This is a genomic window from Roseateles asaccharophilus, from assembly GCF_031458115.1.
Taxonomy (GTDB): domain Bacteria; phylum Pseudomonadota; class Gammaproteobacteria; order Burkholderiales; family Burkholderiaceae_C; genus Pelomonas; species Pelomonas asaccharophilus_A.
Genome location: NZ_JAVDXV010000014.1, coordinates 73,416 through 97,251, shown reverse-complemented (window position 1 = coordinate 97,251; position 23,836 = coordinate 73,416). Strand labels below are relative to the sequence as shown.

23 protein-coding genes are annotated in these 23,836 nt (G+C 64.2%); 15 read left to right on the top strand and 8 right to left on the bottom strand.

Features of this window, described 5'->3' with window-relative positions; genetic code table 11:
• The first annotated feature begins 97 nt into the window (after nucleotides 1-97).
• The 3 genes from J2X21_RS26835 to J2X21_RS26825 all read left to right on the top strand — a co-directional run bounded on the left by J2X21_RS26835 (nucleotide 98) and on the right by J2X21_RS26825 (nucleotide 2,310).
• A complete protein-coding gene (locus tag J2X21_RS26835; RefSeq protein ID WP_310333212.1) occupies nucleotides 98-586 on the top strand; it encodes a DUF6624 domain-containing protein in 489 nt (162 codons plus the stop codon).
• Between the two features lie 214 nt (nucleotides 587-800).
• On the top strand, nucleotides 801-1,190 hold the full coding sequence (locus tag J2X21_RS26830; protein ID WP_310333211.1) for a hypothetical protein: 390 nt from the start codon (nucleotides 801-803) through the stop codon (nucleotides 1,188-1,190).
• Nucleotides 1,191-1,467: 277 nt separating this feature from the next.
• The gene (locus J2X21_RS26825) at nucleotides 1,468-2,310 is read left to right on the top strand and encodes a hypothetical protein (protein ID WP_310333210.1); all 843 of its coding nucleotides are present in this window, start codon (nucleotides 1,468-1,470) and stop codon (nucleotides 2,308-2,310) included.
• Nucleotides 2,311-2,342: 32 nt separating this feature from the next.
• On the opposite strand, the gene J2X21_RS26820 is transcribed toward J2X21_RS26825, so the two are convergent.
• From J2X21_RS26820 to J2X21_RS26805, 4 genes are all read right to left on the bottom strand, one after another.
• A complete protein-coding gene (locus J2X21_RS26820; protein WP_310333209.1) occupies nucleotides 2,343-3,008 on the bottom strand; it encodes a DsbA family protein in 666 nt (221 codons plus the stop codon).
• Nucleotides 3,005-3,400, bottom strand: a complete 396-nt coding sequence (locus J2X21_RS26815; protein WP_310333208.1) for a disulfide bond formation protein B — start codon at nucleotides 3,398-3,400, stop codon at nucleotides 3,005-3,007. The genes J2X21_RS26820 and J2X21_RS26815 overlap by 4 nt, the downstream gene beginning before the upstream one ends.
• 98 nt (nucleotides 3,401-3,498) lie before the next feature.
• Nucleotides 3,499-3,861 carry a DUF3703 domain-containing protein gene (locus J2X21_RS26810; RefSeq protein WP_310333207.1) on the bottom strand — a complete coding sequence of 121 codons (363 nt, stop codon included), beginning with the start codon at nucleotides 3,859-3,861 and terminating at the stop codon, nucleotides 3,499-3,501.
• Between the two features lie 218 nt (nucleotides 3,862-4,079).
• Nucleotides 4,080-6,635 carry a TonB-dependent receptor domain-containing protein gene (locus J2X21_RS26805; protein WP_310333206.1) on the bottom strand — a complete coding sequence of 852 codons (2,556 nt, stop codon included), beginning with the start codon at nucleotides 6,633-6,635 and terminating at the stop codon, nucleotides 4,080-4,082.
• Nucleotides 6,636-6,707: 72 nt separating this feature from the next.
• Here J2X21_RS26805 and J2X21_RS26800 point away from each other — a divergent pair, with 72 nt between their 5' ends.
• From J2X21_RS26800 to J2X21_RS26755, 10 genes are all read left to right on the top strand, one after another.
• On the top strand, nucleotides 6,708-7,439 hold the full coding sequence (locus tag J2X21_RS26800; RefSeq protein WP_310333205.1) for a response regulator transcription factor: 732 nt from the start codon (nucleotides 6,708-6,710) through the stop codon (nucleotides 7,437-7,439).
• A 32-nt stretch (nucleotides 7,440-7,471) separates the two neighbouring features.
• Nucleotides 7,472-8,794: an ATP-binding protein gene (locus tag J2X21_RS26795; protein WP_310333204.1), complete on the top strand. Its 1,323-nt coding sequence runs from the start codon at nucleotides 7,472-7,474 to the stop codon at nucleotides 8,792-8,794.
• Nucleotides 8,795-8,906: 112 nt separating this feature from the next.
• On the top strand, nucleotides 8,907-9,269 hold the full coding sequence (locus tag J2X21_RS26790; RefSeq protein ID WP_310333203.1) for a hypothetical protein: 363 nt from the start codon (nucleotides 8,907-8,909) through the stop codon (nucleotides 9,267-9,269).
• Nucleotides 9,270-9,664: 395 nt separating this feature from the next.
• On the top strand, nucleotides 9,665-10,624 hold the full coding sequence (locus J2X21_RS26785; protein ID WP_310333202.1) for a TolC family protein: 960 nt from the start codon (nucleotides 9,665-9,667) through the stop codon (nucleotides 10,622-10,624).
• On the top strand, nucleotides 10,621-11,259 hold the full coding sequence (locus tag J2X21_RS26780; RefSeq protein ID WP_310333201.1) for a hypothetical protein: 639 nt from the start codon (nucleotides 10,621-10,623) through the stop codon (nucleotides 11,257-11,259). The genes J2X21_RS26785 and J2X21_RS26780 overlap by 4 nt, the downstream gene beginning before the upstream one ends.
• A complete protein-coding gene (locus J2X21_RS26775; RefSeq protein ID WP_310333200.1) occupies nucleotides 11,256-12,374 on the top strand; it encodes an efflux RND transporter periplasmic adaptor subunit in 1,119 nt (372 codons plus the stop codon). The genes J2X21_RS26780 and J2X21_RS26775 overlap by 4 nt, the downstream gene beginning before the upstream one ends.
• Nucleotides 12,375-12,384: 10 nt before the next feature.
• Complete coding sequence (locus tag J2X21_RS26770) at nucleotides 12,385-15,513, top strand: efflux RND transporter permease subunit (RefSeq protein WP_310333199.1); 3,129 nt, start codon at nucleotides 12,385-12,387, stop codon at nucleotides 15,511-15,513.
• 65 nt (nucleotides 15,514-15,578) lie between these two features.
• Nucleotides 15,579-15,959, top strand: coding sequence for a hypothetical protein (locus J2X21_RS26765; protein ID WP_310333198.1), 381 nt, complete (start codon nucleotides 15,579-15,581; stop codon nucleotides 15,957-15,959).
• Between the two features lie 4 nt (nucleotides 15,960-15,963).
• Complete coding sequence (locus J2X21_RS26760; RefSeq protein WP_404667409.1) at nucleotides 15,964-17,034, top strand: DMT family transporter; 1,071 nt, start codon at nucleotides 15,964-15,966, stop codon at nucleotides 17,032-17,034.
• A 319-nt stretch (nucleotides 17,035-17,353) separates the two neighbouring features.
• Nucleotides 17,354-17,983: a cation efflux transmembrane domain-containing protein gene (locus J2X21_RS26755; RefSeq protein ID WP_310333197.1), complete on the top strand. Its 630-nt coding sequence runs from the start codon at nucleotides 17,354-17,356 to the stop codon at nucleotides 17,981-17,983.
• Between the two features lie 12 nt (nucleotides 17,984-17,995).
• Here the strand turns inward: J2X21_RS26755 and J2X21_RS26750 are convergent, their stop codons facing one another.
• The 3 genes from J2X21_RS26750 to J2X21_RS26740 form a co-directional block, all read right to left on the bottom strand.
• Nucleotides 17,996-18,556 carry a hypothetical protein gene (locus J2X21_RS26750; RefSeq protein WP_310333196.1) on the bottom strand — a complete coding sequence of 187 codons (561 nt, stop codon included), beginning with the start codon at nucleotides 18,554-18,556 and terminating at the stop codon, nucleotides 17,996-17,998.
• A gap of 464 nt (nucleotides 18,557-19,020) precedes the next feature.
• Nucleotides 19,021-19,629 (bottom strand): mechanosensitive ion channel family protein, encoded by a 609-nt coding sequence (locus tag J2X21_RS26745; protein ID WP_310333195.1) that lies wholly within the window; start codon nucleotides 19,627-19,629, stop codon nucleotides 19,021-19,023.
• Between the two features lie 135 nt (nucleotides 19,630-19,764).
• The gene (locus tag J2X21_RS26740) at nucleotides 19,765-21,129 is read right to left on the bottom strand and encodes an SEL1-like repeat protein (RefSeq protein ID WP_310333194.1); all 1,365 of its coding nucleotides are present in this window, start codon (nucleotides 21,127-21,129) and stop codon (nucleotides 19,765-19,767) included.
• Nucleotides 21,130-21,693: 564 nt separating this feature from the next.
• Between J2X21_RS26740 and J2X21_RS26735 the strand changes: the two genes are divergently transcribed.
• Together J2X21_RS26735 and flgB are read left to right on the top strand one after the other, a co-directional pair.
• Nucleotides 21,694-22,740, top strand: coding sequence for a porin (locus J2X21_RS26735; protein WP_310333193.1), 1,047 nt, complete (start codon nucleotides 21,694-21,696; stop codon nucleotides 22,738-22,740).
• Nucleotides 22,741-22,800: 60 nt separating this feature from the next.
• A complete protein-coding gene (gene flgB, locus J2X21_RS26730; RefSeq protein WP_310333192.1) occupies nucleotides 22,801-23,247 on the top strand; it encodes a flagellar basal body rod protein FlgB in 447 nt (148 codons plus the stop codon).
• 147 nt (nucleotides 23,248-23,394) lie between these two features.
• Here flgB and J2X21_RS26725 read toward each other — a convergent pair whose 3' ends face one another.
• Nucleotides 23,395-23,835, bottom strand: a complete 441-nt coding sequence (locus J2X21_RS26725) for a DUF6328 family protein (protein WP_310333191.1) — start codon at nucleotides 23,833-23,835, stop codon at nucleotides 23,395-23,397.
• Between the last annotated feature and the right edge of the window lies 1 nt (nucleotide 23,836).

Below are 23,836 nucleotides of genomic sequence, written 5' to 3'. Positions count from 1 at the left end.
AATTCTTCTGGGTAGGGTTGCTTGCTCTGCATGGCACCTCCGATTGGGCCTCAGTTTGAGGCTCGAAGATGTCTACTGAACCCGGGTCGATTCACCCATGGATGTTGATCCCAAGTCACCTCAAGCTGAGAAGGCAGCCGACCGAGTCATGTTGGTGGACCGTCAGAACACGGCACAGCTTCGCCCATGGCTGCAACGGTGCGGCTGGCCGAGCATCAGAACGCATGGCGAGGAAGTCGAGGTCCTTGTCTGGCTACTGGTCCAGCATGCAGACCAGGACCGCCCCTTTCAGTTGTTTGCCATCGACTTGCTGAAGCGAGGCGTCTTCGAAGGGAGCGCACCCGGAGCCCATCTGGCATATCTAGAGGACCGTGTGGCGATAGGCATGGGAAAGCCGCAGCGCTATGGAACGCAGGCAGAGCAGAAGGGTCCATGCCATGTGGAACTCCTTCCTATCGACGACCTGGGTAAGGTTGCGGCGCGACGTAGGCAAGCGGGTCTGCCCCCGTTGGACACGTATGTCGATCAACTTCGCAGCGCCATGCTGCCTCCGACCTGCCAGGGCGACGGGAAAGCAGCTCCGTGACGGCCAATCTCAACGTCAGGTGCGCTACATTGCCTGCGGGCTTCGGCCTCCTGCTTTTCCTCCCTGAGCAGGCGCCAGTCGTGACAACGATGGCGGTTCAGCCCCGGCCCTGAGCCGGGGCTTTCTTTTTCGGCGCGCGCGACGTCATGCCGATTCACCGACATCCAGTAGATTTGCCCCATCGCTGGCTTGGATGCCGGCCGGAGCGACGCACATGGCGACTTGGCAGTTCGACGTAGCAGCCGTGTTCAATGCTGGCGAGCGGACACTGCCGCCACTGGTGTGTCGGCGCGCCCAGACCGTGCTCGCCGAAAGTTTCGACCCGCCGTGGCAGATGTTGCCCGGCTGGTCGGTCTACGGCTCGGAGAGCGGAAACCGTATCGACTTGGTGGTCGATGCGGACGGGTCCGGCGAGTTGTCCGCACGGATTGACGCACGGTCAGACGCCGACTCGTTCCTCAACTGCTGGCTGATCTTGATGATCGAGCTGAACTGCTCTCTATATTCGCCGGAGCTGGATCTCGCTTTCCCCGCAGACGCACAGGCGCTGAGAGATGCGCTGCAATCTTCATCTGCATGGCGCTTCGCCCTCACGACCCGATGAGGCTTTGACGACGCGCCCGCCGCGGCGCTGGTGCCTGTCCGCTAGGAACGCGCCATGCGCCGGAAGTCATGAACGCCGCGGCATTCCCTGCGCGTTCGCCCATCCAGCCAGGCACCCGACCTGCGCCTGTGAGCCCGGCTGCCCGCTGCTACACCGGTCACGCTCCAGCACCCTCACAGCAGCCCATCAGGAGGGCGGCGGCCTCGGCAAGTGCATCACTCAACACTGAACTCTGGGATGAGCTAACTTCACGACTTCACTACCCAGGAGGTCACAGATGGCTGAATCAGAAAAGACTGGCGGAGCGGTTGATGTTGTGAGAAAAGCCGGCGAAGCGATCGAGCGACTCTCCAACTTCACATTCGCGCTGCACGTCTTGCCAGCGTTCCTCGCCCTGGACATCGGTCTGCGGATTGCACGCGGCACGAACGTCGTCACGACGGATTGGTCCTTGCTTTCCAAGGCCCCCCTTGGACTTGGCTTGTGCGCCGTCATCGCGTACGTTGTCGCCATGGCTATCGCGGCTCCGATAGCAAGGGCGATCGTCGAGCCGGTTTTGCGCAAGGGGTTAGAGCTCTTGAAGGCGCTCGAGAACGCGTTCTTCAACGCCGTTTTTGGCTTCTTCGGTCAGAGTGAGGTCTATCTGGCACCCCGGGAACAGCCACGGGAAAGTCGGGTGTCAGGCTCCAGCGTGCTCTTGCGAGTTGTCCGCGACCGTGCCCTTCGTGACCAAGACAGCTTCTGGCTCTCGCAGGTGGAGCAGAAGGAAGCTCAGATGGAGTCCTCGAGGCGCGCGGAGCTGGCCCTGGCCACGCTGTCCTTCGCGACGGTGGTCCTGGCAATCGTCGACGCCTTCTTGACCCCTGGCCAGTCCATCCTCGGTCTGGCCTCCCAACAGATCAATGAGGCCGTCAGCGCCCGGCTGGATGGCCTGGGCACGCTCTTGATTGGATGTCTGGTCCTGGCCGCTGGCGTGCCTTGGATCGCGGAAGCGTTCTTCGACCGGCCAACCACCGCGTGGATTGAGCATCCCGCGCTTGCTGCAGAGCTGATGGAAGAGTTCCATAAACGCCAAGCGGAGCTGAGGCCCATGCTTCCCGCCCCGTGGCGGGATCGGTGATTGCACAGACAAGCCCACTTCACTGCTAAGACTCAGGGCGTTTGTCGGGATCGCGCGGCCTCGTTCTTCACCATGTCCCGCAGCACGCGGGGATCAGCTTCCAGCAAAGGCTTTCCGTTGACAAAGAAGGTGGGCGTGCCACGAACTCCCACAGCCTTTAGATCTTCGAAATCCTGCTCCAGAACCTTGTTGACCGCGCCCGTCGCGACGTAGGCGCGGGCTTGCTCCAGATCCAGACCGGCGGCTCGCGCGAAGTCCCAAGCCTTCTCGGTGGCAGGAGCATGGTGGCTGGCCCAGACGGGTTGGGACTGCATCAGGGCATCCATGACAGGCTCGAAACGATTCTGTCGACGCGCCGCTTCTAGGATCTGGACCCCCGCAACTGATGGCGCCTCGTGGAACGGTACGTACCGAATCACGAGCCGCGCATCACGCGGATAGTCAGCCAGGATCTGTTTGACGTAGGGATAGAAGGCGCGACAGGCCTCGCAAGCCGGGTCGAAGAACTCGACGATGGTGACCGGGGCGGTGGCAGGCCCCATGACGGGCGAGTGCTCCCGCACCATGACATCGAACTGCCTGACGGCCCGCTCCGTCGCTTGTTGGCGATCGTGGCGCTGATAGAGGAACACGGCCGCGGCGAAGGCCGCCAAGGCGATGAACGCAGTAGCGATGACGATCGTGGTACGTCGGGTCATGCAGAGGTCCTGTTGCGGGTCATCAGAAGAAGCGCGGCAATGGCGCCAAAGGCCGTCAGCGCCATGATGGGTAGCGGCAAGCCCCCGAGGATGGTCATGTCCGCACTGGTGCAGGACAGCGCTTTGCTGCAAGGCGCGATGCGTTCAGGAATCACGCCGAGGTACAGCAGGCTGTGAAAGCCCGCCACCAGCATTCCCCCGACGGCCAGCAGCAACCCATAGCGCCAAACCTCGGTATCGGTACGAAGCGCGGCCAGACCTAGCACGATGGCCAGCGGGAACATGAAGGCACGCTGGAACCAGCACAGGTTGCACGGCGCCTGACCCATGATCTCACCGACGAAGAGCACTGCCAGCGAGGAGATCAGCGCGACCAGCCAGGCGGCGAACAAGGGTGCCCAACCCCGTCTGGTCTTATCCGTAGGCACGGCCTCAATCACGAGCGACTCCAGGCATAAAGATCCATCGGGACGACTTCTCGATCATCCCGTTAGCCGCGCTTCGCATCCGCGATCGTTCGCGCGAGCTCGGCTGGCACCGGCAGTGGCTTGAATGGACTGACGTTGGCGCCACCGGTGTTGCCGGTCGGCACCCAGCCGAACACGGTCTTGGTCGCAGCTCCAATGATTCGAAGAACCTGGCCTCGAATCTCTTTCCAGACACGGTGACGAGCTGCCCAGCCAAGCATCTGGACATGCACCCGTACATGGTGGAAGGTCGAGGCTTGGCCGAGCACGTGTGCGCGTTCGAGGTGGATGAAGCTGGCGTCTGTTTGACCCGTCGACTCAAGGCGTCGCGCCTCGGCGAGCTCTTGATCGACGTGAGGTGCAATGCGTTTGGAGAACTGGGTCATGGCGAATCTGTCGTGATTGGTTGCGGCGACAGGGTGTATTGAAAACCCTGTAGCAGCTCCAGAGTCAAGCAGATCTTCGCTAGACGCCTGCACGGCGTCCAAAGCCTCGCTCGTCGAGAACGCAGCCCTCCGGTGATCAACGACGCCACGCCACCGTCGGCAATGCCGGCGCGGCGGCAGCGCATGTCAGTCCGTCAGGCTGCAACGTCTCGCACCGCTCAGAACCGCAGGTTCATGCCGATCCAGAAGCTGCGTGCCTTGTCCTTGGTCAGGTAGTCGTCCACACAGCTGTACTGGTCCTGCGTCGCAGCCAGCGAGCACTGGCTGGACGTGAAGTCCCGATCCAGCAGGTTGTTGACGCGAGCGTTGATCGTCAGCATCGGGCTGAACTTGTAGCTGGCGGCCAGGTGCAGCACCTGATAGTTCTTGTAGTAGCTGACATCACCGGTTGTCGCGTTGCGGCTGTTGAAGCGATTGGAGCGAGCCTCCATCTGCAGTGTGGTGCTCAGCGCGTCGGTGGTTTTCCAGCTCAGACTGGTGTTCAGCATGTGCTTGGCCGGGTTGCCGGTAATGGGCAGGCCAACATCGACGCCCGACTTCTGCTCCGAATCCGTGAACGTGTAGTTGCCGCGCAGGCTCAGGCGCCAGGGCAGCTGCACGCGGCCGGCCAACTCGATGCCACGCGCCTCGGCGCGGTCGATGTTGCGCTTCTGGCTGAAGCCCGTGTAGCCCAGGTCGGCCCAGCCCACGCCCAGGTCCACGCAAGCCTGGCCGGCAGTGACGAGTTCGCAGTTGGGGACGTTCTCTGCCGTGGCGATCTTGTTGCGGAACCGGTTCGTGAACACCGTGGCGTTGAATGCCAACGCGGCCGTCTCGTAGTAAACCGCCAGCTCGCCGTTGACGCTGGTTTCCGGCCGCAGACCGGGCGTGCCCACCATGGGGCTGACACCCTGGCCGCCAAAGCCCGTGACGCCGGGGTAGAGGTCGCTCGTCTTTGGGGTCTTGTAGCCGGTGCTGATGCCGCCCTTCACGGTCCAGTTCGGAGCCGCGTTCCAGACACCGTACACGCGCGGGCTGGTGCGGCTGCCGAACACGTTGTGGTTGTCGTAGCGGATGCCTGCCGTCAGCGTGAACTGCTTGCTGATCGCCCAGTTGTCCTCGGCGAAAAGTGCCCACTGCTTGTGGGGCTGGATGACGCCGGTCTGATAGCCGCCGCCGACCATGCCGAACACGCTGTCTTCCATCTTCGCGTCGAGGATCTGCGCACCCAGCACCACGTAGTGCTGCGAGCCCAGTTCGAAGTCCACCTTGCCGTCCAGCGAGGTTTGGCGAACTTCCATCGTGCGCCGCTCGCGAGGCAGCAGGTTGGCGTTCAGCCAAGCGGACTGGGCCGCGTTGGGCACGCCGGTGGTGATGCCCCCCGTGAGCTCCCCACCGGTCACCTGGCCCTGCGTCTTCATGTAGGCAAGCAGCTCGGCGCGCTCCTCCACGGTCAGCGGTTGCGACCGGCCGAGGTTGGCAGTCTGCACATGACTGAGGATTACTTCCGTGTTGAAACGATCGAAGCGGCCGATGTGGCTCAGCGACACCTGCTCACGGGTGAAGCGTTGCTGCTCGGTGTAGCCCACGCGAGGCTGGGCGACCAGGACGTTGCGGAAGGGCGCATTGCTCGATGTGACGGCGCGGGACGGGTCGAAGCCGGGGTTGGCCACGACGGCTCGCGTCAGGGTCTGCGGGTTCCAGGTCGAGAGGTTGGACGCCGTTCCCGTATAGGTGGAGCGATAGAACGGGTTCGCGTAGCTCAACGTGGCCTTGTTGCCAGTGCGCCAGAGCGAGTCCACGCCATCACGCGTTCCCAGCTGGGCCTCGCTGTTGTCATAGCTCTGACGGGACACGTCGTAGTCCAGCAGGACCTCGTGACCGGCCGCAGGCGTGAGCGCCAGGCGAGCGCCACCAGATTTGGCGACGTTCTCTACAGTGCGGCCGCCGCCACCAAATCCCAGCGGGCGGGTCCACATCGTGCCGTCCGGCAGCGGCAAAGCTGCGTACTCGGGATTGGATGCTTCCCGGTCGTAGTAGCTGCCACGAACCGCAAGACCCAGCAGGCCCGACACCAGCGGTCCGGTAGCGTAGAAATCGGCGGTACTGTCGTCCCCGAACGCATCGTTGGTCTGCTTGGTCGTGCTGACCGACAGCGAGCCCAGCCACTTCGTGCCGACTTTGCGCGTGATGACGTTGATGACGCCGCCGATGGCGTCCGAGCCATACAGCGTGGACATCGGGCCGCGGATGACCTCGATTCGTTCGATCGCCTCCAGCGGCGGCAGGTGGCTGAACTGGCTGCCACCGAAATTGTTCGGGTAGATGTCGCCGACGTTGCTCTGCCGACGGCCGTCGATGAGCACCAGCGTGTAGTCGGCGCCCATGCCGCGGATGCTGATGGTGCCGGCGCCGGCCTTGTCACGGGTCTCACCCACATCCACGCCTTCCATGTCGCGCAGCGCGTCCAGCAGGGTCAGGTAGGGGCGCGTCGAGAGTTCTTCACGACTGACAACGCTGATGCTCGCCGGTGCCTCGGTGATCTTCTGCGCGATGCGAGAGGCAGACACGACAACCGGCGCCAGCACGTTCTCTGCAGAGGTGGCCTGGGCCGCGGTCTGGGCCGCCACGGGGGCCGACAGCGCGGCCAGAGTCAGGCAGGCGACGGCCTGGGCAGCGGGTTGAAGACGAAAGGAAGCGGACACCGATCCACGGGTCCGGCGCAGCGGGGCCATCGGAAGAACTCCAGTAACAGTATGTTCAAATGAGAATCGTACGCATTACGTTTTCTGAAACTTTGTCAAGTTATGGCAAGCGCTGGCCGGCTACTGGTCATTGATGACCACCCCGAAATCCGCGACGCGCTGGAGGCCTTCCTGACACGTCGCGGGTTTGCAGTGCGCGCCGCATCCGACCTGGCCACCGCGCGCAATGCACTGCAAGACGATGACTTCGACCTGATCGTGCTTGACGTCATGCTGCCCGACGGTAGTGGTCTCGCTCTGTGTCGCGAGTTGCAGGCCGGAGGGCGTCCGGTCATCCTGTTGTCTGCGTTGGCTGCTCCGGCACACCGCGTCGCCGGGTTGGAGACTGGAGCGGACGACTATCTGATCAAGCCCTTCGAGCCTGACGAGCTGAATGCGCGCATCCGCAACGTTTTGCGCCGCTGTGGCCGAGCGACGCAGGCCACAGCGGCCTGGGTCTATCGCTTTGCTGAATGGTGCTTCGACCCCTCCGACCGCAGCCTGAGCCACGATGACGGGCGCCGACTCGCGCTCAGCGCCGCCGAATCCCGGCTGCTCGCCGTGCTGTTGCAGCGTCCGGGCGAGGTGCTGGCCCGCCAACGGCTTCTGGACCTGTGCAGCGAAGGCGCCGAAGTCTTCGACCGCAGCATTGACAGCCAGGTCAGCCGGTTGCGCCGCAAGATCGAGGCTGACCCGCGCCGCCCCGCACTGCTGCGGACAGCCTGGGGCGACGGCTATCAGTTGACGGCAACTGTGAGCAAACAGGCGCTAGCGGAAGTGCCACTCGCGGTCTGAGGACGTTGTCTAAGCTACGCCGCCCTTTGCGATTGCGCACCCAGTTGTTGCTGGTGCTGGGTTCGGCCCTTACGCTCGCGAATGTTCTCGTGCTGGCGCTGTGGTGGTATGCCTATGGCGGCCTGCACCCGGTCGCTCGCGATCAAGCGTTGGATCGCCTGGTTGCCGTCTATCGCATGGCGGAGATCGCCAATCCGGAACGAATCGCCGTATTGCTGGGCGCTGCTCAGTCTTCGGAAGCGGTTTTCCGAGTGACTTCCGCGCCAGAGGTCGACGCGAAGCCCATGAATGCCAACGAGGCCACCTTTGCCCAGGCATTGCGCACGCGGCTTCGTCCCGAGGCACTGCCTCGCGTCCATCTGGGCCCCTTGGACGGACTGGAACAGGGGCTCCACAGCTGGATTCCAGCGTGGTGGCCCGGGCAATCCGAATCCGGGCTGGCGGTAGCAGTGGATTTGCCCGACGGGCGCTGGCTCAACGCCAGACTGGGACCGGTCGCGCAGCCGGGCGACGCACTCCTGATCGCAGCCTCGCTGTTGACCAGTGCGCTGTTGACAGGCGCCCTGATGGTGATAGCCCTGCAGCGCCTGCTACGCCCCTGGCGCAGCCTTGCAGACACCATGCAACGCTTCGGCCGCGGCGAACGCCCTTCGGCACTTCCTTTGGACGGTCCGACCGAGCTGCGTGATCTGAGTGCCAGCTTCAATGAGTTGCAGACCCGGCTGATCCGATACGTCGACGAGCGAACTCGCCTCCTTGCGTCGATAAGTCACGACCTTCGCGCACCGCTGACAGCCTTGCGTCTGCGCGTCTCAATGGTTGACGACGCCACAGTGAGAGCCGGCATGACGCGCTCGTTGGCCGAGCTGCAGGAGATGGTCGACGAAACCCTGCGCTTCGCTCGCGACGAACATCAAGTCGAGTCGAGCGATGACGTGGATCTCGTGACACTGTGTTCCGCTGTCGTCCGCGAGCGCCAGCAAACCGGGCGGGTACTGGAGATGCACGCGCCCCCCTCACCCATCATCTGGCGCGGACGATCGCTGGCCCTTCGTCGGGCGATCGGCAATCTCATTGACAACGCGCTGCGCCATGCGCAGACGGTCAGATTAAGCCTGCACGAGTCAGACCCGGAGAATGTGTTGATCGACATTGACGATGACGGCCCAGGCATCCCCGAGGACCGCTTGGCTCGAGTGTTCGAGCCCTACGTACGCGGGGATGACGGCGTCTCACACAGCTTCGGACTGGGACTGGCCATCGCCTTGTCATGTGTGCAACTGCATGGAGGGACTTTGGGGCTGTCCAACCGTCGGGAAGGCGGCCTGCGCGCTCGAATATCGTTGCCGCGTTAGGTGAATCTCGATGATGCCCGCAAGTGAAACTTTGGACGTTTTTTGACTCCTCTGCCCGTACGGAAGTCCTCCTCCAATCAAGGTCTACAAGGGCTGCGGTAAAGTAAAAACCATGCGCCGTGGTGTTATCACCTTCTTCCTGATGCTTTGCATGTGCCTGAATGCACTTGCCAGCACGGCTGCTGCTTTGCTCGCGTCTGATGGCGCCGAGCAGGATCACGCGGTGATGCACCTTGAGGGCCAGGCCCACCATCACGATGATCATGGCGATGGTGATGGCCCGCACGAGGATCAGTCGGTAGCTTCTGCACAGCATATTGCCGGCGACGGCGCTGTTCATGCGCCCGTCTTGATGACCCATGTGGATCTGAGCTTGCCGCCGTTGCCACCTGAGATGCCCGTGCTTGCCACGGCAACGCCCCCTCCCCCGCCAATCCTGGCCGGCCCTGAACGGCCACCCAGAGACTTGTCCTGATTCCGCCGTGACCCGCGCGCGTTGACGCGCGGCTGTCTGTCGCCACGGCGTTGGCCTGCCTCCATGGCCGGTCCGCCCTTCGCATCAGGACTCTCGTGAAACCCCATCCATGGTTTGTTCCATGGCTCGCTGGCGGCGCCTTGGCCGTCAGCGCGCTCGGCTGTGCCGCTCAGGCTCAGCCCCCCACCCCTATCCCAACTGCAACCCTGGCCGCAACGCGTCCCAGCCTGGCACAGGCCGTAGAGGCTGCCTGGCAGCGTTCAGCCGAGGCCGCCCAATCACACGGCCGGCAGCGGCAGGCCCGAGCCGAGCAGGCCGTAGCCGGCAGCTGGTTAGCCGCCCCTCCAGCGCTTCAACTGGCTCAGCGCCAAGGGCGCGGCAACGCCGCCAACGGCTTGCGCGAGACTGAGATCGGTATCGCATTGCCGCTTTGGCGCTACGGTGCTCGGGCGACAGCCGGACAGGCTGCTCAGGCTGAACTCGACTGGAGCGCCGCCGCCGAGCAGGCGGCACGTCTTCTGGTGGCGGGCCAGGTGCGCGAGGCCCTTGGTCAGCTTGCTGCCGCAGAGTCAGAGCAGCGCCTCACCGTGCTGCAAAACCAGTTGCTGGCTGAGTTGACCGACGACGTCGATCGGCGCGTGAAGGCTGGCGACCTCGCTCCGGCCGACGCCATGGCCGCCCGGGCCGAATGGCTGGCGAGCAAAGCCCAGGAAGCTGAGGCTGCGCAGCGACTGCGCGGCCAGCTGGCCCAGTGGCAGCTGCTGACTGGCTTGGCCCTGGCCGCGCAGGCTGAGTCCTCCAAACCGGCAGCCTTCGAGCTCAACGACGCCCATCCAGAGCTGCAGCTTGCTGTTCGTGCCGTCGAACGCGCACAGCGCAAACTGGCCGCTGTCCAGGTCCAACGCAGCGATGCGCCCGAGCTGGGAGTCAGCCTGCGCCAGGATCGCCCCGGCCAGGGCAACCCAGCGCAAAGCAGCGTCGGCGTGGCGTTGCGTATGCCGTTTGGCACCGCCACGTACGCGCAGCCGCGCATCGCGGCGGCCCTGACCGAGGTGGACGTGGCGTTGGTTCAGCAGCAGCGAATGCGAGACCGGCTGACGGCCGAGCTGGAGCTGGCCCGCAGCCAGCTTCGGGCGGCCGAGGCACAGGGCCAACTCGAAGCCCAGCGCGCCGCGCTGCTGCGAGAGCGTGCAGGCCACGTCGACAAGTCATTCAAGGCCGGTGAGTCGCCGCTGCCCGAGCTGCTGCGCGCGCTGAATGCCGCCGCGCAGGCCGAGGCTGCCAACGAACGCCAACAAGCCCAACTGCGCCTGGCCCAGGCGCGACTCCAACAAGCTCAAGGACTTCTCCCATGACTTCTCACTTCTTGCCGCGCGCGCTCTTCTTCGCCGTGCTGGCAGCCACGCTCAGCCTGGGCGCGGTCGCGGCGCCTGGTGCGCACGGCCCCAATGGCGAGCATCTCGACGGCCCGACTACCACCGCCAGCGCTGGCAGCAGCCGTCCCCGGATCGAAGCCAAGACCGAGCAGTTCGAACTCGTCGCAACACTGGGCGGCGGCGAGCTCTCGATGCTGATCGACCGATTCGCCACCAACGAGCCGGTGCTGAACGCGCAGGTCGAGATCGAATCCGGCGGCCTGAAGGCCAAGGCACCTTTCCATGCCGACCTTGGCGACTACGCCGTGGCCGACGAGGCCATGTTGAAGTTGCTCAGCAAGCCTGGCGACCATGCCATCGTCATCACGGTCATCGCCGGCGACGATTCGGACCTGCTGGACGCGACGTTGAAGGTCACGGCGACGCAAGCGCAGGCCGCAGCCGATGCGTCGCACGGCCATGACCATGGTCAGACCGATGACCATGGCCATGAGCACATGAGCGGCTCGCGCAAGCTGTGGATTGGTGTTGGCGTAATCACGGCCGCGCTGGCGGTAACCATCGCCCTGCGCCGCCGCCGTGGCTTCTCGATGAGGAACGGAGGCCAAGCATGAAGCGCACCCTTCTTTGCATCGGCCTAGTGCTGGCCTCATTGTCGAGCTGGTCCGCTCCCGGCGCTCATGGCCCAAATGGGGAGCATCTCGATCAGGCGGCGCCCGTCAATGCATCAGGTCTGGCGCGACTTCCGGACGGCAGCGTCAACGTGCCGAAGATTGCCCAGCGTCGCATGGGCATCCGCACGCTGGTGGCATCGGAGACCGAGGCCGCCGCCACCTTGCAGCTGCCCGGCCGAGTGGTTCAGGATCCCAACGCCAGTGGACGCGTGCAGGCCAGCTACGTCGGCCGCATCGAGCCTGGCCCCAAGGGCTTGCCGGTGCCCGGCCAAGCCGTGCGCCAGGGTGAGATCCTGGCTTGGCTGCGCTATCAGTCCGAACCCTTCGCGCAAGCAGGTCAGGAAGCCCAGCGCGCCGAACTGCGCGCCAGTCGGCAACTGGCCGAGCAGCGCCTCCAGCGCCTCAAAGGACTGGAAGGCACCGTGCCGCGCAAGGAGATCGAGGCTGCGCGCGTGGACGTCGAATCGCTCTCCGCGCGCGAGCGCAGCATTGCGGCCAGCATCCAGTCGCGTGAGCCGCTGCGCGCGCCGGTGTCCGGTGTCATTGCGCGCTCGGATCTCGCCGCCGGCCAGATCGTCGATGCCCGCGATGTGCTCGTCGACATCATCGACCCGAGCCGTCTGATGGTGGAAGCGCAGACAGCCGACGTGACGCTGGGCGAGCGCATCGGCAACGCATCTTTGGCCGGGCAGGACGGTGTGAAGCTGCAGCTTGCCGGCGTGCCACGCGCGCTACGCGATGGCGTGCTGCCGCTGACTTTCCGCGCCCAGGCCGACAAGCCTGGCCAGGCGGCACCGCTCGCGGTGGGCCAGACAGTCAACGTCATCGTGGCGCTTCGTGACAAGGCCAAGGGCATAGCTCTACCGGCAGAAGCAGTCGTGCGTAGCCCCGTCAACGAGACGGTGGTGTGGATCAAGACCGGCGCCGAGCGCTACACCCCGCAGCCCGTGCAGGTGAAGCCGCTGGACGCGAAGACCGTGCTCGTCACCAGAGGCCTCGCGACGGACAACCGCGTCGTCGTGCTGGGCGCGCCGCTGATCGCGCAGATCCGCTGAAAGGACGGCTATGTTCAATTGGATCGTTCAAACCAGCCTGCGCAACCGACTCTTCGTGCTGGCCATCGCCGCGCTGTTGATGGTCTACGGCGGCCTCACGGCGTGGCGAACGCCTGTGGATGTCTTCCCCGACCTGAACAAGCCACTGGTGACGGTGCTCACCGAAGCCGGCGGCATGGCGCCTGAGGAGGTTGAGCAGCTGGTCAGCTTCCCCATCGAGACTGCGCTGAACGGCATGCCGGGCATCACGCGCGTGCGCTCGACGTCGGGCGTGGGCCTGTCCATCGTCTACGCCGAGTTCGACTGGGGCACCGACGTCTACCGCAACCGCCAGCAGGTGGCCGAGCGGCTGGCGCAGCTGCGCGGACAGCTGCCCGGCGACATCACGCCCGTCATGGGGCCGGTCTCGTCCATCATGGGCGAGGTGATGCTGATCGCGCTGCCCTTGAGCGGCCAAGCCAGCCCGATGCAGGCACGCGAGTACGCTGACTTCGTGCTGCGACCGCGGCTACTGGCCATCAACGGCGTATCGCAGGTGATTCCTATCGGCGGCGAGGTGCGCACACTGCGCGTCGAGCCCGACACGGTGCGCATGGCGCAAGTGGGCGTGTCGCTGACGCAGATCGAGCAGGCCGTGCGCGGCTTTGCCAACAATGCGGGCGGCGGCTTCATCGACATGAACCGGCGCGAGTATCTGATCCGGCACCTGGGCCGCACCAACCGCATCGAAGACCTGCAGGGCATTGCTGTCGCGTGGAAGGACGGCCGTGCCATCCTGCTGGAGCAGGTGGCCAGCGTGCGCTTCGCACCTGGCCTGAAGCGGGGCGACGCCGGGTACGGCGGTGCGCCGGCGGTCATCGTCAGCGTGCAGAAGCAGCCTTCGGCGGACACGGTGCAGCTCACGCGCCAGATCGAGACAGCGCTGGAAGAACTCAAGCCGGGCATGCCCAAGGGACTCAGCGCGCCGCGCGTGCTGTTCCGTCAAGCGGATTTCATCGTGGCCTCGATCGACAACGTAACCGGCGCTCTGCGCGACGGCGCCATCATGGTGGCCATCGTGCTGTTCGCGTTCCTGTTGTCGGCACGCACGACGCTGATCTCGCTGATCGCCATCCCGCTGTCGCTCGCGGTGACGGCACTGGTGTTCCGCTGGCTGGGGCAGTCCATCAACGTGATGACGCTGGGCGGCCTGGCGATTGCCATAGGCGAGCTGGTGGACGACGCGGTCGTGGACGTGGAGAACATCCAGCGGCGACTCAAGGAGAACCGCGCGCTGGCGCAGCCGAAAACCGTACTGGAAGTCGTGCGGGCCGCCAGCGTGGAGGTGCGTAGCGGCATCGTCTACGCGACGCTGATCGTCGTGCTCGTGTTCGTGCCGCTGTTCGCGCTGCCGGGCATCGAGGGGCGGCTGTTCACGCCGCTGGGCATCGCCTACATCGTGTCCATCCTGGCTTCCATGCTGGTGTCGATGACGGTGACACCGGTGCTGAGCGCCTACCTGCTGCCGCGCATGAAGCGCCTGGACCACGGCGACAGCCCGTTGGTAGCCTGGCTCAAGCGGCAGGACGGCCGGTTGCTAGCCTGGTCCTTCCCGCGCGCCAAGCTGCTGATCGGCGCCGCTGTGATTGCCGTGGCTGGTGCGGCAGCGAGCATCCCGTTCTTCCCGCGCGCCTTCCTGCCAGCCTTCAACGAGGGATCGTTCGTGCTGTCGTTGATGTTCAACCCGGGCACGTCGCTGGCCGAGGCGAACCGCATGGGCGCGCTGGCGGAAACGCTGATCCAGCAGGTGCCCGAAGTCAGCCAGGTTGGCCGCCGCACGGGCCGCGCCGAGCTGGACGAGCATGCGGAAGGCGTGCATTCGGCGGAGATCGACGTCGACCTGAAACGCGATGGTCGGCCGGTCGAGCGTGAGGCGGTGATGGCCAAGATCCGCGCACAGCTCGCCTCACTGCCGGCCCAGGTTGCCGTGGGACAGCCCATCTCGCACCGGCTGGACCACCTGCTGTCCGGCGTGCGCGCGCAGATCGCCGTGAAGATCTACGGCGACGACACCGACACGCTGCGCGGGCTGGCCGAGCAGATGCGTGCAGGCTTGAGCGCTGTGCCGGGCCTCGTGGACCTGACCGTCGAGAAGCAGGTGCTGATCCCGCAGATTGCCGTGCGGCTGGACCAGCGCAAGGTCGCGCAGGCGGGGCTCTCGCCAGGCGAGGCCGTGCGCATCCTGCAGGCGTTGACCGACGGCGCACATGGTGCCCAGATCGTCGATGGCCCGCGCCGCTACGAGCTTGTGCTGCGGCTGCCCGACGACCAGCGCGGCCCGCAGGACCTTGCACGCACGTTGATCGACACGCCGGCCGGGCGGCTGCCGCTGTCCAGCATCGCGACCGTGGAAGAGGCGGACGGGCCCAACCAGATCGGTCGCGAGAACGGCCGCCGGCGCATCGTCGTCTATGCCAACACCGACGGCCGCGACATGGGCAAGGTCATCGGCGAGATCCGCCAGGTCATCGCCAAGGCGGCACTGCCGGCGGGCGCGTTTGTCAGCCTGGAGGGGCAGTTCCAGGCGCAGGAGCAGGCAACCAACCTCATCGTGGGCTTGTCGCTGATCTCGCTGGCGTTGATGTTCCTGGTGCTCTACACGCGCTACCGCTCGGCGCGGTTGGCCGGGGTCATCATGGCCAACATCCCACTGGCGCTGATCGGCGCCGTCGTGGCGATGTGGATAGCAGGAGTGACGCTGTCCGTCGCCACCATGGTGGGCTTCATCACGCTGGCCGGCATCGCCACGCGCAACGGCATCCTCAAGGTCAGCCACTACATCAACCTGTGCCGCCTTGAGGGTGAGACCTTCGGCCAGCCCATGATCGTGCGCGGCTCACTGGAGCGGCTGACGCCGGTGCTGATGACCGCGTTGGTGGCGGCCTTCGCGCTGACACCGCTGCTGCTGGCTGGCGACGAGCCTGGCAAGGAGATCCTGCATCCGGTGGCGGTCGTCATCTTCGGTGGCCTCGTCAGCTCCACGCTGCTGGACACGGTGCTGACACCTATCGTCTTTTGGCTGGTCGGCGAGAAGCCGCTGAACCGTCTACTGGAAGCCGCCGAAGACGAACCTGCATCGCAGGCCCGGGAAGCTTTCTGAACATTGAGTGGGCCAATGCGGCGCCGCCTGTCCAAGAGCGCCGCACTCAGAGACTGGAGTTATTCATGAAAACCAAGCAACTGCTGATCGCCGCCCTACTGGGCATCGGCGCGCTGACCACAAACGTCGCCATGGCACATGGCTCCGCCGCGCCTCGGCATGGCGGCATCGTGCAGGAAGTGAACGACGTCAACTTCGAGTTGGTTGTCGAGGCGGACGGCGCGACCATCTACCTTGTCGACCATGACGACGACATGCCGTCCAAGGGCATCTCTGGCAAGTTGACCGTGCTGAACGGCGCGCAAAAGTCCGAGGTCGACATCAAGGCTGCGGACGGCAACAAGCTGCGTGCCACCGGCGTGAAGATCGCCAAGGGCGCCAAGCTCGTCGCTTTGCTGAACAACGTCGAGGGCAAGACCGTGACCGTGCGCTTCACTGTGAAATGAAATCATGAGCCTCATGTCCGGGCGCCATCGTCTTCCCTCTCTCCCCGCCATACGCGGGGGGACGCTTGCCCTACTTGCCGCGACGCTGTTCGGCATCAGCACCCCATTGGTTCAGAAACTAGGTCAGGGATTGGGACCGTTCTCCACGGCCGCCCTGCTCTACGTCGGGGCCGCCCTGGTGGGTGCGATGCTGCGCCAGAAGGTAGAGGTCGAAGCTGAAGTGCTGCGCTCGGACTTGCCACGGTTGCTGGTGATGGCGCTGTTTGGCGCTGTCATCGGTCCCGTAGCCTTGGCATGGGGGCTGCAACGCACCAGCGGCGCCAGCGCCTCACTCATGCTCACGTTGGAGGCTCTATTCACTGCCGTCCTGGCCTGGCGCCTCTACGGAGAAACTATGGACCGTCGCGTCTGGGTAGCGATGCTTCTGCTCCTGATCGGCGGCATGCTGCTGATCCTGGACCAAGGCTTCTCCGCGGGCGGGCGATGGGTGGGACTGCTGGCGGTGCTCGTAGCCACGGCGGCATGGGGCTTTGACAACACGCTCTCACGCGCAGTAGCCGACCGAGATCCCGGCCAAGTGGTGCTCATCAAGGCGATCTTTGGCGCCCTTGGGACAACAGCGCTGGCCTTCATGGCAAGCGAGCCAACTCCGGGCCTCCTGGCTGCGCTGGGTCTGCTGGCCGTAGGCGCCACCGGCTATGGACTGAGTCTGCGTTTCTACCTGCTGGCTCAGCGCGCGTTCGGCGCCGCTCGCACTGGCTCCGTCTTTGCCTTTGCACCTTTCATCGGCGCCGCGCTGGCGCTTGCTTTGGGAGATCGCTACCCGGGGAGCGCGATGGTCATTGGCGGATTGCTGATGTTGCTCGGCGTTGCGCTGCACTTGATGGAGTCGCACGAGCATGAGCATGAACACGAAGCCCTGGAGCACGAACACGCGCACCGGCATGACGATGACCACCACGACCATCTCCACGATCCCATGCCGGCAGGGACGCACAGCCATCTACATGCGCATGAGCCAAAGCGGCACCGACATGCCCATGTCCCAGATGCCCATCACGGTCATCGCCACTGAGACCGACGTGGATCATCCCAGGCGATCACCAGTGCGGCCAGAAACGCCCGCCTGGAGCGCTTGGAATATCGGCAGGCGGAGTTCTCTAAGTCTTGCACCATGTAGGCATGAGCCTACGGTGTCATTGGTCGTCCTCCCGCACTTTCAGGCCCGTCCGCCAGCTATTCTTGAATCGTCGCAAGCCAGAACGGTGACCTGAAAAGGAACTGCCGAACAGGCAAACGGCTGAAGACCCGTAGCTTGAACGCTTCGGGTCTTCTCTTTTGGCTGTCCCGCCTGAGAATGCCACCGCCCATACCCACCGAACTCCGTTGATCCGATGAGCGGCAATCATCAGCCCGTCAACTCAACCTCGGACTCCAGCCAGGAAACCGATCGCCGAGTGCTGCTGATGGTGCTGATCATCAACGTCGGCCAATGCGTTGGCGGCGTCGGCGTCGGCATCTGGGCGTCCTCGACAGCACTCATCGCCGCCGCGCTCGACAATCTGGCGGACGCCTCTGTCTACGCCGTCAGCCTCTACGCCGTCGGCCGTGCCGCCGTGATCAAGGTTCGAGCTGCGCGTCTGTCCGGATGGCTGCTGATCGCACTTTCAGTCGCGCTCGCGGTTGAGGTCCTACGACGGTACTTCGGCGGCGAGCCCCCGCTCGGACCCGCCATGATGGTGATGGCCGCCATCAACGCCGCGCTCAACCTGGTGTGTTTGAGGCTGCTCAAACGCCACAAAGGCGACGATGTCAACTTCAAGGCTTCAGCCATCTTCACGAGCAACGACTCCATCGTGAACCTGGCAATCGTTCTGTCTGGTGCCTTGGTAATGTGGTGGGATTCAAACCTCCCGGATCTGGTCCTCGGCCTCATCGTCGCGGTGATTGCAGCCAACGGCGGGCGGGAGATCCTGGCCGAAGCCTCTGCAGCATCAAGCGAGCAAAACCGCAGTCCAGCGTAGAAGGTGTAGCTGCTACGTTCGGGGTGGGCGATAGAGGCGCGACATCCCCCACCAGGCAGTCGGCGCAAGGAGCAACACGCTCCACATGCCAGGGACTGCGTGAGCACCCGCCCCTTGCATGAAAGGAAAGACAAGCCAGTGGGCGAGCTCCGTGATCCCCATCGATGCGAAGAACGACCACGCAAAGTAGCTGCCGAGCGGCTTCCTTCGGCTCATGAGCCACGGTACAAGCAGCCACCCGCCTACGGACAGCAGCACCAGCGCCACCACTGCGGGCGACAACAACTCAGGCGTTGCGACCCCGGTCACGCTAGAGAGCATCGCGAAGAATCCGAACTGCTTCTCTTCGATGCGGTGCACGATGAACAGCAGCATCACCAGCCAGAATGGCCATCGGACGTCCAACCATGTGCCTCGCGTTGGAAGGGCCAGCCAGAGAGTCAGGCCGCCGACGAACCCGGCGGTAAACACCAGCATCGTTACCAGCCCGAACGCGGCAAATCCTGTGGCGAGCACCGCCACGGTGTAAGCAGTCGCGATCCCAACGGTTCGGGCAAAGAGGTGATTGCGCATGCCTGCCTCGTGGTGTGACAAAGGAACCATACCGACGCCGCGGCGAAACCGAAGTCGGACAGCGCGCCATCGCTGTGATCTCTACAGGCCCCTACTGTCCGAAGGTGGCAACTGTGGGATGTACGCCCCCGTCGCCGTTGATAAGTTCGATCTCCGGCATCCATCAAAAGGAATCACCGTGAACACCCATATCCCCGGCCCTGGTCCTGCCCCAGGCAGGCAGGAGAAGTCGCCTGCAGATCTGCCCACCGAGCCTGACAACCCCCTCGACACGCCCGTCGCGCCGCAACCGGAGGAAGGCCCTGGTCACGCAAACGCGAAGGCGAAGCCCGACCGCCGCGCACAGAGCGTGGAGGATGCGCATGTCGATGCCAGCGACCGGGTTAGCGAGACAGAGTCACCCCGGGGATCCAAGCCCTGACGTGGTTGAGAGCGGCATTGAGCAGGCGGCTGGCGGCACCTTGTTAGGGGCCGCCCTGTTGGTCGACTGACAACTCGACCACAGCGTTTCCGTGCCAGCGTCGTACGGCACGCTGGAAGAACAGGCTGTTCGGCAATTGCAGCGTTGTACCGTTCTGTGCGTCGCCGCTCTCCAACAGCGTGGTGTAGACCGGATTGATATCGACGACGCGCCCTTTCATCCCGGCCTTGTCGCCGGCCTCAAGAAGTTCCACCACGTCTCCGATCCGGAAGGCCTTGGTGATGTAGATCAGCAGCGTGCAGAAGAGGTTTGAGAGAACGCTCCATGCCGCGAAGAACGCCACCGCTCCCACCGTCGCGAAACCGGTGAATGCCGTCCAGAGCACCGCGCCCGACACGCCCAAGCGTTCGAGCGCCCATAGCAGCGCGCCGACATAGACCAGCACTCCGACCACGCGCAGGAATACCGAGACGACATTGACCGGCAAGCCATACTTTTGCGTGACGCGGCCAATCAGCTTGTGCGCCAACCGCATGAGGAGCCATGCGGCAAAGGCGATGAGCGCGACCTCAACGGCCGGCACCAGGATGTCCAGCCAGTCGGCAGCCCACACGGGCAACCAGTCATGCAGTGATTGGATGAGCTTTCTCATGGGGAGCATCGAAGTTCGCAAGGGGACTGCGAACCCACAAACCAAACGGCGTGTGGGAGTTCACCTTCGCAACTTTGCGGGAAAAGGGCCCCGCGTCAAGCAGCGGAATCTCGCGTCGCGTGGTCTCCGGTCGATCTACGCCATCGCCGCGTCGACATCGGCCTTGGCCATGTGTGCCCATCGTCCGCCGCTGCGCAGCACCTCCAGGTCATTGGAGCGTGCCTTGGCGAAGAACAGGGATTCAGGCAGACCATGTGCATCGAGAACTTGCTTCAGCTTCACCGCCCGATGGCGGAACTCGATGTCTTGAAGGTCCGTGCCGCGCATGCTGCCACTGGCGACCTGTGCGGCCATCCGGGCAAGCTTCTGCTGAACTTCGACTGAGACAGCAGGAACTGCTCGTGGCGCGGACAGCTTGATATGTCTTATGAAGGGGTTGCGTCCGACCACCAAGCCCCAGGGACGCTGGCCAGCCACCAGATCCACGGTCATGGCCTCGAGCTTGGTGAGGCCGAACTCCCTTGCCACCTCAAGCCGGAGCGCGAGTCCCGGATTCGACTTCGCGATCGAAATGAGCGCTCGTCTCGCCTGGTCGTCACGCCCTTCGACCGGAAGCACGAATGTGTGCAGCAGCGTCTGCGCGTGATCGTCGCCGGCTGACGCTGCCTTGAACAGCCAGTGCATCCCCAGCTCCATCTCCCGCAGCGCGCCCGCTGCGCGGAGAATGGCCGCACCGAGTCTGCGCTGCGCCGCCACGGCGCCACCGGCCGCTGCCTTCTCCAGGCAGAACCTGGCCATCGGTGGATTTGCGACTGAGCCGTTGTGGTTCGAGTGAATCTCGAACAGCCTCGTCCACGCTTCAGCATGACCACCATCGGCTGCACGCATCAGCAACGCTGCCGCTTTGCGGTGGTTCTGACCGGTGACAAGTGACTGCCACCGCACGGCACCGACGTCGTTGCCGCTCAGCGCCATCCCCAGCATCAAGGCCGCATTGCTGTTTCCACGCGCCACGCAATCGTCTAGAAGCATTTCGATGGCCCGTCGATCAACCACGATCGTGGCCTCATCGAGCGCGCTCGCATACGTCAAGGCCTCAAGCACTTTGTCGGCCAAGAGCGCATCCGGGTCAGTGTCCGATTCGAGCCCCAGAGCGAGGGCCCTGAACAGCAAGAGCGGCGCCTGCCGCATCAAAGCCCGATCCATGGCGAAGGTGACAAGATTTGCCCAGCCAAATCCAGGGAGTCTTCTGAGATTCCGCAGACGCGAGACGACCTGCACCTCCGACTGATCGCTGTCGACGTAGGCGGTAAGCACCTTCCTCGCCGTGAGGTCACCACACGCTGCGGCGCTGCGGAACCAGCGCATGCCCTCTTCCGCATCGGCTGCAGTCAATGACAACCACACGGCCAGCTTCAACTGCGCCGCAACGCGACCCGACTGAGCTGCCTGCTGCAGCGTCGCGATGCGTCCGTGCGCAGCGATCTCGTACAGATCCAAGGACTCGATGATCAGTTGCTGGGCGTCGGCCGCTCGGATGGGCTCCGCTTGCTGCAGGTACTCGAGGCCGAGCGGTACGTGACGAGGGAAGCCGCTTGCTCCTTGGAGGTACTTTCTGCCTGCCTCCAAGCAAGCTGCGATATCGCCACGTCGAGCTCTGGAGATCAACTGAGCATCCGGTCTTCTCATCCTGCGCCTTCTTCGCACTGGCGCATCGCCAAAGCTCTCTATCGTTCGTGGACGCTGACAGCGCCCAATCCGCGGGCAGCTTAGAAAGACTCGCCTGACGACCGCCGGTCCGGCGGATTACGGTTTTGTCACTTTCGGGAAGGCTGCCGCGACCCTCGCCATGTGTGACTTCCGTGTGAAACGAAACCAGGAGTTGCGCCACAGCGCGCGATGTCGATTTCAAGGCACGTCAGCAGACCGTTTGCATGCCCCGGTGCGAGCGCGCCCCCACCGAAATCGTCTTCGTCATGGATTTCCCTAGTCGCGATCCATAGCCTTCAAGCTGCTTGAGGCGATCCACGACCTCATGCATCGACCACTGAATAGGAGAAGTACATGAAGAAGCCAGCCCTCTTGGCCTTGGCATGCAGCGCGCTCGCAGGTTCTGCTTTTGCGCAATCGTCTTCCGTCACGCTGTACGGCGTTGCTGATGCCGCCGTTCGCCAAGTGAAGAACGGTAGCGCCGGCACGGTCAAGGGCGTCACCTCCGGCGCCAACACGACCAGCCGCCTGGGCGTTCGCGGTGTGGAACAACTGGGGGGCGGTCTGTCTGCCGGCTTCAACCTGGAATCCGGTGTTGACCTGGACACCGGCACTGCCAATGCCAGCAAGTTCTGGAATCGCCGTTCCACCGTCAGCCTGATGGGTGAGTTCGGCGAGATTCGCCTCGGCCGCGATACCACACCGACCTACAACAACGCCCTGGGTGACGAGTTCAACATCGTCGGCGTCGGGTCGCGTGGCGTGTTCGTCTACGGCTCGAGCGCGGTCCTGGGCAGCGGCGCAACCACCGCCCAGCGTACCGACAACGGCGTGAGCTACTTCCTGCCGAAGAACCTGGGCGGCTGGTTCGGTCAAGTTCATGTCGCCGCCGGCGAAGGCGTGGTCGGCAACAAGTACACCGGCGGCCGTGTGGGCTTTGAGAACAGCACCTTCCTGGTCGGCGGCGCTATCGGTCAGACTGATGTCGGCAGCAGCCAACCGAAGTTCAAGAACTACAACCTGCTGTTCAACTACAAGTCGCCCTGGGGCACCGTGCACACGCTCTTGGATGTGAAGAAGTGGGGCCCGCGCAAGTCACAGGAACTCTCCGTCGGCGCGACCATCCCGGTCAACCCGTCCGGCTCGATCCGCCTGGGCTACACCAACGCCAACCGCTCTGGTGGCGCTGCAGGCTCCGGCTATGCCGACGCAGATGACAGCACCCGTCTGGCCGTTGGCTACGTGCACGACCTGTCCAAGCGGTCGGCGCTGTATGCCACATACGCCAACATCAACAACAAGGGTGCTGCTCGCAGTTCCGTGCTGTACACAACTCCGACGGCCATGCGTGGGGGCGAGAAGTCCTCCGGTCTGGAAGTCGGCATGCGCCACAGCTTCTGATCGGCAATGTAGCTACGAGAGGGGGGCGCTCTGCCGCTCCCCTCTTCGGAGGAACCGCCCATGTCCGACTCACTTCGTCCGACACCCAGCAGCGGCGCCGCGCCCATCGCGGCCGACGACGATTGGAAAGGGACGGCGCTGATCTTCAGGGGACAGCGACAGGCGCTGATCGCCAGCAACATCGCGAACGCCGACACGCCTCGGTACCAGGCACGTGACATCAACTTTGCTGCGGCGCTGGAGGAAGCCAAGCGCTCCCGACCGGCCGCGACAATCGCAATCACGTCGCAACGCCATCTTGCTCCGGACCTGGTAGCGCCGCGCACAACCATGCAGTTTGCCCAGTTCGCGCTGCCGTCCCAGTCCAGCTTGGACGGCAACTCTGTCGATCTTGACAGGGAGCGCGCATCCTTCGCGCAGAACTCCATCCTTCATCAGCTCGCTGTCACGTCGTTGGATGATGAGCTGAAGGAATTCAGGATGGCGATCGCTGATCCTCGACGCTAGCCACGACCGAAAGTCGGCCACGTCGTCAACGCGCTCAGCCGATGCTTCCAATGCATTTGGACCAAGCTCTGGGCGGTCCGGCAAAGGCACTATCCATCACGGTTTAGCGAGCTGAGCAGGCCCGCGATGTCACGCGAGGCCAGTCGGTCACGCAGACTGCCGTCGGTTCCAGATCAGAGGCACCAGCAGCCACGCCGTGCCGATCAATCCACCAATGACAACGCCCGCCACATTTCCCACTGTGTGGCCCAGAACCTCGGAAAGCACGAACTGCGTGGCAAGCACCAGCGCGATAGCAAGAGAGGCCGCGCCCAGGAGCATCTGCCTACTCGCCCGTGCCTTGAATCTCGCTCGCTGCTGAAGTGGGCGCATCAGCCGATGCTGCACCGCAGGCGCGGTGAACAGCACCAATGCCGCGACAGAGAACAGGAACGTCGCCAGGAAGACGTGCTTCTCGGCCTGCACGATGTTGCGAAAGCCCGGGGCGAACGGCACGGCGATCAAGAAGGCGGACAGCAGTTGCGCTGTGGGCAGCAGCACCCGCAGCTCGCCCAGCATGTCTGTCAGATCACCGTCGACATCATCCATC

Bases quoted from the DNA above. Each gene is read 5' to 3' on its own strand.
- J2X21_RS26835 (WP_310333212.1), top strand. From the start codon at position 98: ATGGATGTTGATCCCAAGTCACCTCAAGCTGAGAAGGCAGCCGACCGA.
- J2X21_RS26830 (WP_310333211.1), top strand. From the start codon at position 801: ATGGCGACTTGGCAGTTCGACGTAGCAGCCGTGTTCAATGCTGGCGAG.
- J2X21_RS26825 (WP_310333210.1), top strand. From the start codon at position 1,468: ATGGCTGAATCAGAAAAGACTGGCGGAGCGGTTGATGTTGTGAGAAAA.
- J2X21_RS26820 (WP_310333209.1), bottom strand. From the start codon at position 3,008: ATGACCCGACGTACCACGATCGTCATCGCTACTGCGTTCATCGCCTTG.
- J2X21_RS26810 (WP_310333207.1), bottom strand. From the start codon at position 3,861: ATGACCCAGTTCTCCAAACGCATTGCACCTCACGTCGATCAAGAGCTC.
- J2X21_RS26805 (WP_310333206.1), bottom strand. From the start codon at position 6,635: ATGGCCCCGCTGCGCCGGACCCGTGGATCGGTGTCCGCTTCCTTTCGT.
- J2X21_RS26800 (WP_310333205.1), top strand. From the start codon at position 6,708: ATGGCAAGCGCTGGCCGGCTACTGGTCATTGATGACCACCCCGAAATC.
- J2X21_RS26790 (WP_310333203.1), top strand. From the start codon at position 8,907: ATGCGCCGTGGTGTTATCACCTTCTTCCTGATGCTTTGCATGTGCCTG.
- J2X21_RS26780 (WP_310333201.1), top strand. From the start codon at position 10,621: ATGACTTCTCACTTCTTGCCGCGCGCGCTCTTCTTCGCCGTGCTGGCA.
- J2X21_RS26775 (WP_310333200.1), top strand. From the start codon at position 11,256: ATGAAGCGCACCCTTCTTTGCATCGGCCTAGTGCTGGCCTCATTGTCG.
- J2X21_RS26770 (WP_310333199.1), top strand. From the start codon at position 12,385: ATGTTCAATTGGATCGTTCAAACCAGCCTGCGCAACCGACTCTTCGTG.
- J2X21_RS26765 (WP_310333198.1), top strand. From the start codon at position 15,579: ATGAAAACCAAGCAACTGCTGATCGCCGCCCTACTGGGCATCGGCGCG.
- J2X21_RS26760 (WP_404667409.1), top strand. From the start codon at position 15,964: ATGAGCCTCATGTCCGGGCGCCATCGTCTTCCCTCTCTCCCCGCCATA.
- J2X21_RS26755 (WP_310333197.1), top strand. From the start codon at position 17,354: ATGAGCGGCAATCATCAGCCCGTCAACTCAACCTCGGACTCCAGCCAG.
- J2X21_RS26750 (WP_310333196.1), bottom strand. From the start codon at position 18,556: ATGCGCAATCACCTCTTTGCCCGAACCGTTGGGATCGCGACTGCTTAC.
- J2X21_RS26745 (WP_310333195.1), bottom strand. From the start codon at position 19,629: ATGAGAAAGCTCATCCAATCACTGCATGACTGGTTGCCCGTGTGGGCT.
- J2X21_RS26735 (WP_310333193.1), top strand. From the start codon at position 21,694: ATGAAGAAGCCAGCCCTCTTGGCCTTGGCATGCAGCGCGCTCGCAGGT.
- flgB (WP_310333192.1), top strand. From the start codon at position 22,801: ATGTCCGACTCACTTCGTCCGACACCCAGCAGCGGCGCCGCGCCCATC.
- J2X21_RS26725 (WP_310333191.1), bottom strand. From the start codon at position 23,835: ATGGATGATGTCGACGGTGATCTGACAGACATGCTGGGCGAGCTGCGG.